The following is a 12419-nucleotide window of genomic DNA, read 5'->3' as shown; positions in this document are numbered from 1 at the left end:
GCAAAATACAAATCAAAACAAATTATACGATCCATTGGCCTAATTAATAGAATCGTATCGTTTAAATATAAATTTAGCTCTTCAATATATCTCAATAGAATGTTGTTATAGGGAAATTATTCCTATAAAATTATAATTTACTAGCCTAACTCCCGGCCTCACCTTCTTTAGCTAATGATGAGGTTAGTCATTTATGAGCAGGCCAAGTTGAGATTGGGCTTAATAATAATTAAATTAATTAATGTGAGTAATATTTTATATCATCCTATTAGGTCAACCAGCCAAGGAGAGTGTCGTTCTTCTCAGAATTAGGAGTAAGATGGCAAGCTAAAGCAGATTTTTTCTGATAAAGGTATGAAAAACCCCGTTAAACTATTTCTTTTAATTTTTACCTTAGCTAATCTTATTTTTAATAAGTAGTCTGATATCATATGAAGTTGGTAGTTGCGACAAATTTCGATGATTCTCTATTAGAGGGATTAAGAAAATATCCAGAGGTCAAATATGTTTTTGGAAGTTTCAAGAGAACAGTAACTGGTCATGGTAGGGCTGGTTTTATTGTACCAGATATCAATGAAGAGCAGTTCAAGCATCATATTGATTTAGCACATGCCTACGGTATAAAATTTCTTTATACGATGAATACTAATACGCTACTGGGTAAAGAATATGATACGGAATTTATTTATAAAGTAATGAAAGAAATAGAAAAATTGATAAATCTAGGAGTTGATGGATTTATAATAGCATTGCCTTTTCTAATTAGAATTATAAGAAGTGAATATCCTGACTTAGAAGTGTCAGCATCATCTTTTTCCAGGATTCGCAATGTGAGAGAAGTTGAAGAGTATGTAAATTTAGGTGTAAACACTATTATAATACATGAGGATGCAAATAGGGATTTCAAATTGCTAAAGGAAATCGCTATATTATCAAGAAGTAATAGGTTTGAAATAGAGCTAATACTTAATAATTCTTGTCTTTATGGTTGCCCATTTAGACTTACACACGATAATATCTCCTCACTTACTTCAATGGTAAATGGAGTAAACGACGTTTGGTTTGAGTATCCAGTATTACTATGTGCAACGGATGTTTTAAATGATCCAGCGAATTTGATAAGGAGCAGATGGATTAGACCAGAGGATATAAAATATTATGAGGAGATAGGGATAAATAGATTTAAAATAGCTGGAAGAAATAAAAAGACAGATTGGTTATTAAAGGTAGTAAAGGCTTTTGCTGAGAGAAAGTATGAAGGAGATCTCTTAGATCTCGTTAGTTATCCCCAAGGGAGAGCTGCAACAAAGGCTGTTCAGATGGTTAATGGGCCTTCATCCTACTTTATACTAACTTCAATTAAGATAGATAATACTAAGTTCCCTGAGGGATGGATAAGATTCTTTTTCACTAATGATTGTGATACGAGAAGCTGTAAGGAATGTAAGTATTGTGATATTGTAGCTGAAAGAGTAATGACTGTAAATGGAGAACCGTTTAAGAGCAGTGAATGGAACATAAGACAACCTTATCCGATCAATTTAATACCAAAATTTAAAGAAAGAAAATAATAGTTTTTAAAAAAGGAACAACAATAATTAGTTATCCTCTAAGGTTATTTCATTCTTTTAATTAATATTCTTGTTACTCCTCCTTGTTGTTGTATATCTAGTATTTGATTTCCAGTCCTCCTAGCCCAAGCTTCAATATCTGGTTTAGCTGCTGGGTCAGTAGCCAATATCTCTAAAACCTCACCAACATTTATTTGTTTAATTGCCTTAGCTGTCTCTAAAACTGGTCCGGGACAATACATTCCCCTTGCATCTAAAGTTTTCGCAATCTTAATCTCTTGAGACATAATATAGAATACTTATTAAGGTTTATAAAACTTGTCATATATGCAATTTTTTCATTTTTATACCTATTATCCCACTACTTAAGCTCTCCTCTGCTTTCTTTAACAAAGGAAAGATAAGTCTAGCTTTAACGATAGATTTGTCAAAAAGTGCCTTACACGGGGGCAAGAGGTTTTTCACATCATAGCATACGCTTTTCCAGTATCATTTATATTGGGAATGCTATTGACAATGTATATGTTATCGCTAATAGTGCCACAAAGAGCATATCTCGCTTTGAGCCTCTCTTACCTAAATCCTTTATTTCCTTAGTGGACTTCAACTTTTCTCCCGGTATTAGATATCTAGTTGACGGCTCTAGCAACGTTATTAGGGTGATTGGATTCTTTAAACTTAACGCTATTAGCGAAATTAATGAGATGATCCAACTTATCTGTACGATCCTTTTATTTAGCCTTCTAAATGGTATCTTGTATTCCACGTATAATGCCCCAACAAAGATGTATAGTAACCAGTATATTGAGGGTATGAGGAATAGGAAGTTATAGACGAATAATCCCCATACTATCGATATGGATGCTTCAAACGCAGTACCTATTACGTTTCCCCACATGGTATATTTTGCAAGATATAACGTGAATGTAAGTAACATTAGTGCTAATGGTATTAAAATGTAAACTGATTGCTCATTATACGGGAGGAACACATAGGGAATAATTGGAGGTATCATTAATAGTATGTCCTTATATCCTATCTTTAGGGACATGACTTTGGGTTGTAAATATTCCATTATTGGTAGAGTATAAATTATTATTGGAACAAGTATTAATGTCCTCACTAGATTAACAGTAAGGAATGGTATTAGAGCAACTACGTAAGTGAGGGCTCCTAAAAAATACAGTGCGTGATTTCTAACCTTACCTCTGTTCATTTAGTCATCACCACTTGTTTAAGTGTTAGTGCGAAAAATGAGAGTATTCCAATTCCTTGTAACGGGGCAGACAATAAAAGGATTGGTATTGACAACCCAAAATCGTACAAAAACCTCATCATTAAACCGAGGTTTACTAGCACGAAAGGAACATAAGATGGCTTAATACGTATCCTTCTTTCAAAGGCGTTTACGAACAAGTCCATTAATACTACATCTACTCCAAATACCGTGTTGAAGAGGAAACCCACTGCCAATGCGTGAATATATATGTCGTAGTTGAAAACAAATATTGATGCAAGTAAAAGGTATATCCATGCAGTTGTTAAGTGGAGAATTGGATATTTCCTCCCCTTAAATCTGTATAACCCAGAAGCGTGAAATGACAAGATCCAGGCTATAAACATTAAAACACTACCATTAGGGTAAACCCCCATCCCTATGATTAATAATATGAAGGCTAAAACGTTTTCCCAATGTCTAGCTATCTTTATTCCAGTGACAAGCGCTACATCCCTATCCATTACAGCCAAAATCATACTAGCTGGGAATATTAGATTTACATAAGGTATTGTATATCCTAATCCCAGTTGAAGTGCCACAATTGTAGTTGATATCATAATTGAGTAAAACAGTAACCAGTTGTAAGTTGTAGGTTGTAAGCCTAACTTTGACGTTCCCAAATATTCTCGTGAATAATAAAGAAGGATTGCCATGCCTAATAAAGTAAAAATAAATCCCAACTGTTGGCTAATGAAAAGAAATGAGATTGAGGCAAAAATTATAGACAACAAATAGATTACTATTAACTTATTATCAGCAGTTTTTCCACTCCATTCGATACTTAGGGCTACCAGTATCTCGTTTCCTATTAAGGCACCGAAGAATCCGTATATCATTATAAACCAGTGTGCTGGAAATAGAGAGGCTGTAGGGTCTAAGAAGAACCCTTGCATGTCCATGAATTCAAATACCGCCGGTATACCTCCAAGTAGTAATAATAATATTCCAACGATCATCAGTAAAAGTGGTAATCTCATATGCTTTTTCCTTTAAAAATAAGGATTTATATGAAGCACCTAAGGTATTAGGTAATTGCGTGGCATTTCCAATCTCTTGGAGGTTCTGCTAATGCTATGTCTTCCAAGATTAGCTTAGCTTGTTCCTCATCTGATAGGGACTCTAAAAACTGATATATGCTTCCCTCCTCAGCACCATCATGCTCCAAAAGTACTCTCATGAATTCGCGTATTTTCTCCTTTGCTCCTTCAATCTCATTAGATCTCAACAATTCCTCTGTTTGTTTTAGTAGTATCCACATACTCCCATGTTCAGTCTCCAAACCTCTTATAATGGCAAATAAAGATGTGTCTGTAACCCTTTTGAATAGAATTTCCTCTTCCCAATAAATGTGATTTTTATATGCTTTCCATATTACGTCGTAAAGAGAAAGATTGGGATTTGCCAAAAATTCATCTATTAAGCCCTCAAGTCTTCTGTGGTCTAATGTTAAAATAAGTGATAGCATATTATCACTAATACGAACACTCTATTATTATTTATACTGCTTATAGTAAGGTATTATCTCCACTATACCGTTCCTCTTTCCGTCTGGAAGGTAAAGGTTGTAGTAGAATCCTATCTCTATGGTATCCCCAATTAGAACGTAAAATTTCCTCTTCTCAATATTTTTCTTCTCATCTAATCCCAGTTGAATATCGTCAATCTTAGTTACGGGTTTGCTAATTACCTTAGCTAACTCTATGGTTTGATTTACGAATTCATTACTCAAGTCTTTCAACATGAGTAGTTCGGGTTCCCAATAGCTTGACCCGTTTATGTAGATTATTCCACTTGTTTCACTAACGTATACCATTGGATGGTCTGGAATATCAAAATAAAACATGGAACCGCCTATGGGTAACTCAATCGTCTTAGCTATTCCTAATTTTTTCTTTGCCTCTTTTTCCTTTTCCCTTATATGCTGAAGGGCTATCATTTTTCTCGCCATGGTTATACTTGTTTAGTATTAAAATAAGACATAGCCCTTACATTTTAGTCAAAAAATAACCAAGTCCTTAAAACTACCTAAAACATTAGGCGAGTTCTATTTTAGCAGTTTACAATACAATGTAGCTTGGTGAAACAGTGTGGGCATAGATCCTAACTATAGACAGAACAGGCAAGTCGTAGGAGAGCATGAGGGCCATAAGATATATGGACCGGTTGATGAGCCTAAAGTCCTAGGTATTCATGGTACTATTGTCGGTGTGGATTTCGATATATGTATAGCAGATGGTTCATGTATAACCGCTTGCCCAGTAAACGTTTTCAGATGGTTTGATACTCCGGGAAATCCAGTGTCTGAAAAGAAGGCCGATCCGTTCAATGAACAAGCTTGCATATTCTGTATGGCGTGTGTTAACGTTTGCCCAGTAGCTGCAATAGATGTGAAACCACCATAATTCAGGTTTAAGGAAATATAATAATGTTTTTTAATATTCAAGTTATCAAGTAGATGGGAGTGTTCTCATGCAGTCATCTTATTTGATATTTAATAGTAAAATTATATCAGATGATCTAGAATACACTGTACTTCCCTAAAGTATGCCTCATTTAAGGGAGTTATCTCCCTTGAAAATACGTTTAGATAGATCACCTTTAACAAGGTCAAGCTATACTCCGCTATTCTTTCACCCTATTAACCTTAGTATCCCTCAAAGAACGGAGAGGAATTTAGAAAAGATTTGATACTTCTTCACTAGCTTTAGAACATGAATCCACAAAATCAATTCATTAACCTTGTTATTGATTCAACTATATCCAATAGTTAAAATTAATCAGAAATTATTAATATTTCTCCTATTATTCTAGATAACGAGGCTTGTATTATAATACGTTTTAGTGACAACTGGAGTAAAGTAGAATATCATGAAGCGAGAGTAGTAATTTATCGAAACGAAGAAGGAAAGATAAACATCTTAGAGGTGGAGTATATCTATGAGAGATAGAGAAATGGAATATCAACTATAGGAAGTAATAAACGTAAAACCACTGATAATTAAGTTTAGTGTAAAGGATGGGAACATTACTTTGATGTTCTATTGTATTTCTTTTGTTTTAGGCTGGACGAGAACCTTGTACTTAATATCATTGCTAAGCGAAGTGAAGATATGACTATAATAATTTTTTATTCTTTTGAGTTTATAAAAACAAAAATATTGCAAAGAAAGTGTGATAACTTAATTATCGGATTAATAGGGAGATCTGGCCTCTTCTTGTCCCAAACAAAGATCAAAAATCTTCTTTTCAGTATAAATTCAATATAGAACGTTCCTATAAATTATTTTCAAGAAACTCTTACTCTTGAATATATAAAGAATCTTAGATTGTGAAGAGCGTTCAAACTATGATAAAATCCATAAAGCGTTAATCTAAAATAAAAATCAATTTCTTTTAAATACCTTATAAAATTCATGTCTTCTGTAAACGATATAAGGTCTCCATAAATACGTTATTGGAAATGTGAACACATGAACTAATCTGGAGAATGGCCACAAGGCATACAGCAAGAAAGATAGGGCGATATGAATTTGCAGAATTAATGGTGTATTTTCCATTAGATTCGGATTAGGATGAAACGTTATTAGTCCTTGAAACCATGGAGCTACTGTATTTTCATAATCCGGATGTACTACAAGCGTATTAATGAGTCCAGTGATTAATACTAAGGCTAACAATATGTACACTAGATGATCAGTAATAGATAAGGAATTTACTGCCCTAGTAGTGTATGAAATAGCTAATAGCCATATAAGTCCTATTATAGTTATTATTCCGAATACTGCGCCTAGATAGAACGCAAGAGTTATATGAAGGCTATATGATATTCCTACTGCGATCAGTACCGAGGCTGGTAAGACTATTCCGAATAGATGTCCTAGAAGGACTACAATAATCCCGTAGTGGAATAAATTAGAGGCTAGGGAGTGTGTACTTTTCGAAAGTAATTGGAAAGATCTTGCCGACCAATAATATCTTCTCGTAAAATATGTGTATATATATCCAGAGAAGAATATGGTTATCGTTGTATAAGGGTAGAATATCCAGAAAAGATTACTCATAATTTATCCCCCCATAAAGTTCTAAATATGCTGTAAACACAAGAGGATAAAAAATAGAATTTCTTTCTTTCAGTCTGTTTAAGAGAATTTTCATCGGCTCTTGTATTAATTTTTTAACTTCCTCATCGTCATGATTATCTAGATACTCCAATAATATTGGTAAATAATCTGGCAATTCATTGTTGGCTATCTTTACTCTCTCTTTTAACCAGGCTAGTAATAAACCTCTTTTAGGTAATCCTATTCTTTCCCTCTCCTCTCCTGTTATATAGTAAGTCATATATAGCGTAGTATAATCATTATTATCGAAGGTATTTACGTAAATCTCCTCTAAATCGAGTTGTTTATAGTTGGATATATTTTCCAGAAATCTAAGTAAAAATTGCCTATAAGGAGATGAAGTCTGAATTATTTGATTTATGATCTCCTCTTTTTCCTTCATCCATATGGAAGGATATTCTAATAATTTTTTGACTAATTGTAATGTCTTCATTTTTTCTTCAACCTCAAATCTCTTCTAACAGTTTGTTGCAATCCTCTACTACCTTGAATATACTCTGGGGCTATTGTCTCTTCGAAAAACCCTAAGGCCTTCTCCTTATGGGCAGTGGGGATTACAAATCTATCCTCTAATCTCGCTATAGCTAGTACTCTATACATCTCTTCAAGATCTTTCTCTCCCAATGAAATTTCTTTCAAAAGTTTTTCATCTACATTCCTATTTAATCTTCTTTGTCTCATGTAAATTCTTAAGCCTATTAATTTTTTCAAGACAGATTTAATTCTCTCTGTATCACCGGCAGTAAACATGTTTGCTAGATATTCTATTGGTATTCGCATGTGCTCAACAATAGGGAAGAATTCTTCATCACTTTTCACCTTGATGTTCTCTACAATTGGGCTTAAAGGCGGAATATACCATATCATTGGCAATGTTCTAAATTCCGGATGTAAAGGTAGGGCTATTTTCCAAACTTTAACCATTTTATAGACTGGAGTCCTTTGAGCGGCTTCTATAAAATCATCAGTCACTCCATTGCTTTTTGCACTTTTTATCACTTCATCATCGAAAGGATCTAAGATTATCTCGAGCATTCTATCCATTATTTCTTTGGGATCTTTAGCAGATGCCGCCCATTCAATCCTATCAACGTCATAAAGCATAACACCCAGATATCTTATTCTTCCAACACATTCATGGAAACAAGCGGGAATCTGACCCGTTTCCAACCTAGGATAGCATAATATGCACTTTTCTGCTTTACCTGTCACCCAATTATAATATACTTTCTTATATGGACATGCGGCTATACAAAATCTCCATCCACGGCACTTGTTTTGATCATTTAAAACTATTCCGTCTTCTTCTCTCTTATACATAGCCCCAGCAGGGCATGCAGCAACACAAGCTGGATTCAAACAATGGTTACATATTCTTGGGAGGTACATCATGAAGACGTTTTCGAAATCGGTCTTTATTTTATTCTCTAATTTTTTAATATTTGGATCTTGTAGTATACTCTCTGAACCTCCTGCTAGATCATCGTTCCAGTTAGGTCCTAATCTTAATTCTATCTTCTTGCTAGTAATTAGTGAGACTGGTTCTGCCACTGGTTGCTTATCTGATTCTTTAGCATTAACTAGATTATCATATGTATAAGTAAATGGCTCAAAGTAATCGTCAATCGTAGGCAAATAGGGATTATGGAATAACTCCAGTAATCTCGCTATTCTTCCGCCTATAGCTAATTTCAACTTCCCATCCTTGGTTAGAATCCATCCACCCTTATACTTTTCTTGATCTTCCCATTCTAACGGATACCCTGGACCGGGCCTAGTTTCCACGTTATTCCAATACATATATTCTGTACCGGGTCGGTTAGTCCATAAGTTCTTACATGCCACAGTGCATGCGTTGCATCCTATGCATTTATCTAAATTAAACACACCCATAAATTGAGCTAATACTTTCATTTCATTCCAACCTCCTAATTGCAACTATTGTATCTCTTTGAGTACCTACTGGGCCATAATAATTCAAACTAAAGGAGAACTGTGCGTAACCTCCAATGAGCCATGTTGGTTTAATATGAACTCGTGTTACTGCATTATGTGATCCTCCCATTTTTCCATTTTTAGCTTGCTTAACGTAAATTGTCCTTTCTTGCGCATGATACATAATTACTGTGCCTCTTGGAATTCTATTGGTAACTACAGCACGGCAAACTATAACCCCGTTCTCATTAAAAACCTCTACCCAGTCGTTATCCTTAACTCCAATACTTTTAGCATCTTCCTCACTTATCCAAATTACTGGACCTCCTCTAAATAGAGTTAGCATTCTAAGATTGTCCATGAATGTTGAATGTATCTGCCATTTTCCATGAGGGGTCAAATATCTAGCTATTAACATTCCATTTAGATCAGATTTATTTATTTTTATAATTTCTAATGGAGGTTTATATACTGGTAACTGCTCGCCCACTTCTCTAATTAACATATGATCAAGATAGAAGTGCTGTCTACCAGATAAAGTTCTCCATGGCACGTTATATTCGATATTAAATGTAAACGCGGAGTACGTTCTACCTCCTTTAACTATTCCAGACTCTATAGGACTATCAATAACTCTACGTGGTTGGGTAACTATATCGTCAAATTGAATCCTTATTTCTTCGATACCTTCTCTTAAATTTTCAAAGTTAAGCCCAGTCTTCTCCTCTAAATATTTATACTCTCTTACAGAGACCTCACCGTTAGTAGAACCACTTAATCTTAAAATAGCTTCAGTCACCTTTTTATCTTCATTAATTAAGGGTTTTCCGTTAAAATCACCAAGAGACTCTTTCAACTCTTCGTATTCCTTGGAGTAATTAACTTCTATGCCAAAGTAATTTAGCTTCTTATCTTTTACTAGGGGTCCTAGGGTTATCATCATTTCATAAACTTTTGAATAGTCTCTCTCTACTAAGAGTACCTTTCCCATAGTTTTGCCTGGTATCATTTTTTCCTTCATTAAAATTTGCGCATCTGGATCAGTTAATAGGGGATAAGCGATCTCATCTGGCGTATCGTGTAGGAGTGGAAGGTAAACTACATCTGTTGTTTTATCAGTAAAATACCTAGATGCCATCTCTGAAAATTTCTTTGCTAATCCCACAAAGGTTTTCCAATCACTTTTAGCTTCCCATGGTGGATTTATCGCTGGAGTAAAAGGATGAACAAATGTATGCATATCAGTTGAACTAAGATCGTATTTTTCATACCAAGTTGCTGCAGGCAAAACAATGTCTGAATATAGTGCCGTACTATCCATTCTGAAGTTTACATCAATTAACAAGTCTAGTTTGCCTTCTGGTGCAGGATCTCGCCATTTTATTTCCTTTACATAATTTTTAGCTACTTCGTTTTTATTCTCAACTGAATTCTCAGTGCCTAAGAGATGCTTTAAAAAGTACTCGCTTCCTTTACCGCTAGAGAATAAAAGATTAGCTCTCCATACAAATAATATTCTAGGAAAGTTAACGGGATTATCGACATCCGAAATCGCAAATGAAATGGTATTGTTCTCTAATTTAGCTAAAACCTCCTCTATGCTTTTACCAACATGTAATGGGTTAGCATTAAACTGAGGATAAAATGGTTGCCAACCTTTTTTTGCCGATAATACTACATAATCAGCAGGATGTTTATATGTTGTTTTTCCAACTGCCAATGTGTCCATTAGAACTTCTTCGTATCTCCATTGATCAGTATGCATATATACCCATAATCCAGTACTTTGCCACCTAGGTGCTGGAATCCAATCTCTAGCAAATGCAATAGTGTTCCAACCTTCAAAAGGTCTAACTTTTTCTTGTCCTACATAGTGCGCCCATCCTCCTCCATTAACGCCAATTGCACCTATTAACATTAGTATTGTTATTATGGCACGATAAATTAGATCACTATGGAACCAATGATTCGTCCCTGCACCTACTAAAACCAAAGATTTACCCTTTGTTTCAGCAGAATTCTGAGCAAATTCTCTAGCCACTTGAATAGCTAAATCTGCCGGAACGCCAGTAATCTTCTCTTGCCATGCTGGAGTATATGGTACATCATCATAATAACTGTTCGGATATCCTTTCAAACCTTCCCGCCCTACACCTAAATTCGCTAACAATAGATCAAAAACAGTAGCTACGTAAACGTTTTTCCCTTTGGTGGTTCTGATTACCTTTACTGGAACTTCTCTTTCTATGTATCCTTTTTCATCAAACCTAGGAAAACTTACATTTACTATCTGATCGTGAATGCCTAATAACGATAGCGCTGGGTTAATATTTTTTCCCGATATACTATCTTTAAGCTCCAAATTCCATTTTTTATCATTACTCCATCTGAAACCTATACTCCCATTCGGGATTGAAAGGGTATCACTATTTAAATCAAATACTACTAATTTCCATTCACCATTATCAACTGTAGTTATATCAGAGGCTCTTAAATATCTTCCCGGTACCAGCCTATTATCCTCTTCTTCCAAAATTACCAAGAAAGGTGCATCAGTGTATTTTTTAATATAATTCTCAAAATAGTCCACCTTATTATCTACATGGAATTCCTTAGCTATAACGTGAGCCATAGCTAATGCTAAAGCACCATCAGTGCCAGGTTTAGGATGAATCCATAAATCAGCGAATTTTACATATTCTGCGTAATCTGGGGCGATAGCAACTATTTTTGTCCCCCTGTACCTTACTTCAGAGTAAAAATGAGCATCTGGGGTTCTAGTTTGTGGAATGTTCGTCCCCCAATCGATAATATAAGTGGAATTGAACCAATCGGCGCTCTCAGGAACATCTGTCTGTTCTCCCCATACTTGAGGGGATGCAATAGGTAAGTCCGCATACCAATCATAGAAACTCATTGCAACTCCTCCAATCAACGAGAGAAACCTAGTGCCAGCGGCATAACTTACCATCGACATAGCTGGAATTGGAGTGAATCCAAATATTCTATCCGGACCATATTTCCTTATAGTGTATATTAAGGCAGCAGAAATTAACTCATACACCTCATCCCACGAAATCCTAACAAATCCACCTTTGCCCCTTGCGGATTTATACTTCTTAGCTTTTTCTTGGTCTTCTACTATATTTTCCCATGCCTTAACTGGATCTTTGGTTTTTTGTAATTCTTCTCTCCATAATTCAAGTAATACCCTTCTGATATATGGATACTTAATTCTATGTGGTGAGTACTCATACCACGAAAAGCTGGCTCCCCTAGGGCAGCCCCTAGGTTCATAGGGTGGTATTTCAAGGTTAATAATAGGATAATCCAGTGCCTGCATCTCTGTAACTATAATACCATCTTTTACATAAATCATCCAACTGCAAGAGCCAGTACAATTAACGCCATGCGTACTTCTAACAACTTTATCATATTGCCATCTATTTCTGTAAAAGGATTCCCACTCTCTATTGCCCTTTTCAAATTTCTGCCACGTCATTTTTGTAATAG

11 protein-coding genes and 1 pseudogene are annotated in these 12419 nt (G+C 35.2%); 2 read left to right on the top strand and 10 right to left on the bottom strand.

What is annotated here, in order from left to right:
• Positions 1-431 precede the first annotated feature (431 nt).
• Positions 432-1571, top strand: coding sequence for a peptidase U32 family protein (locus tag GFS03_RS05680; RefSeq protein WP_153422906.1), 1140 nt, complete (start codon positions 432-434; stop codon positions 1569-1571).
• Positions 1572-1615: 44 nt separating this feature from the next.
• Here the strand turns inward: GFS03_RS05680 and GFS03_RS05675 are convergent, their stop codons facing one another.
• The 5 genes from GFS03_RS05675 to GFS03_RS05655 form a co-directional block, all read right to left on the bottom strand.
• Positions 1616-1858 carry a sulfurtransferase TusA family protein gene (locus tag GFS03_RS05675; protein WP_153422905.1) on the bottom strand — a complete coding sequence of 81 codons (243 nt, stop codon included), beginning with the start codon at positions 1856-1858 and terminating at the stop codon, positions 1616-1618.
• Positions 1859-2064: 206 nt separating this feature from the next.
• Positions 2065-2787, bottom strand: a complete 723-nt coding sequence (locus GFS03_RS05670; protein ID WP_153422904.1) for a hypothetical protein — start codon at positions 2785-2787, stop codon at positions 2065-2067.
• Positions 2784-3827 carry a nitric oxide response protein gene (locus GFS03_RS05665; RefSeq protein WP_153422903.1) on the bottom strand — a complete coding sequence of 348 codons (1044 nt, stop codon included), beginning with the start codon at positions 3825-3827 and terminating at the stop codon, positions 2784-2786. Before GFS03_RS05665 ends, GFS03_RS05670 begins: the two co-directional genes overlap by 4 nt.
• Before the next feature lie 47 nt (positions 3828-3874).
• Positions 3875-4315 carry a hemerythrin domain-containing protein gene (locus GFS03_RS05660; RefSeq protein WP_153422902.1) on the bottom strand — a complete coding sequence of 147 codons (441 nt, stop codon included), beginning with the start codon at positions 4313-4315 and terminating at the stop codon, positions 3875-3877.
• 27 nt (positions 4316-4342) lie between these two features.
• A complete protein-coding gene (locus tag GFS03_RS05655) occupies positions 4343-4786 on the bottom strand; it encodes a hypothetical protein (RefSeq protein ID WP_153422901.1) in 444 nt (147 codons plus the stop codon).
• 151 nt (positions 4787-4937) lie between these two features.
• On the opposite strand from GFS03_RS05655, the gene GFS03_RS05650 reads away from it, so the two are divergent.
• Positions 4938-5252 (top strand): 4Fe-4S dicluster domain-containing protein, encoded by a 315-nt coding sequence (locus GFS03_RS05650; protein ID WP_153422900.1) that lies wholly within the window; start codon positions 4938-4940, stop codon positions 5250-5252.
• A gap of 101 nt (positions 5253-5353) precedes the next feature.
• On the opposite strand, the pseudogene GFS03_RS13555 reads toward GFS03_RS05650, so the two are convergent.
• The 5 genes and pseudogenes from GFS03_RS13555 to GFS03_RS05630 all read right to left on the bottom strand — a co-directional run.
• A pseudogene (locus GFS03_RS13555) lies at positions 5354-5479 on the bottom strand (IS1 family transposase); the annotation flags it as partial.
• A 754-nt stretch (positions 5480-6233) separates the two neighbouring features.
• Complete coding sequence (narI, locus tag GFS03_RS05645; RefSeq protein ID WP_153422899.1) at positions 6234-6911, bottom strand: respiratory nitrate reductase subunit gamma; 678 nt, start codon at positions 6909-6911, stop codon at positions 6234-6236.
• Positions 6904-7404 carry a nitrate reductase molybdenum cofactor assembly chaperone gene (narJ, locus tag GFS03_RS05640; RefSeq protein ID WP_153422898.1) on the bottom strand — a complete coding sequence of 167 codons (501 nt, stop codon included), beginning with the start codon at positions 7402-7404 and terminating at the stop codon, positions 6904-6906. Before narJ ends, narI begins: the two co-directional genes overlap by 8 nt.
• On the bottom strand, positions 7401-8885 hold the full coding sequence (narH, locus tag GFS03_RS05635; RefSeq protein ID WP_153422897.1) for a nitrate reductase subunit beta: 1485 nt from the start codon (positions 8883-8885) through the stop codon (positions 7401-7403). The genes narJ and narH overlap by 4 nt, the downstream gene beginning before the upstream one ends.
• A 1-nt stretch (position 8886) precedes the next feature.
• Positions 8887-12408, bottom strand: a complete 3522-nt coding sequence (locus GFS03_RS05630) for a nitrate reductase subunit alpha (RefSeq protein ID WP_153422896.1) — start codon at positions 12406-12408, stop codon at positions 8887-8889.
• Between the last annotated feature and the right edge of the window lie 11 nt (positions 12409-12419).

Source organism: Sulfolobus sp. E5-1-F (genome assembly GCF_009601705.1).
Lineage (GTDB): Archaea > Thermoproteota > Thermoprotei_A > Sulfolobales > Sulfolobaceae > Saccharolobus.
The sequence above is the reverse complement of the archived record's forward strand: the minus strand, read 5'-3'. Positions and strand labels throughout refer to the sequence as shown.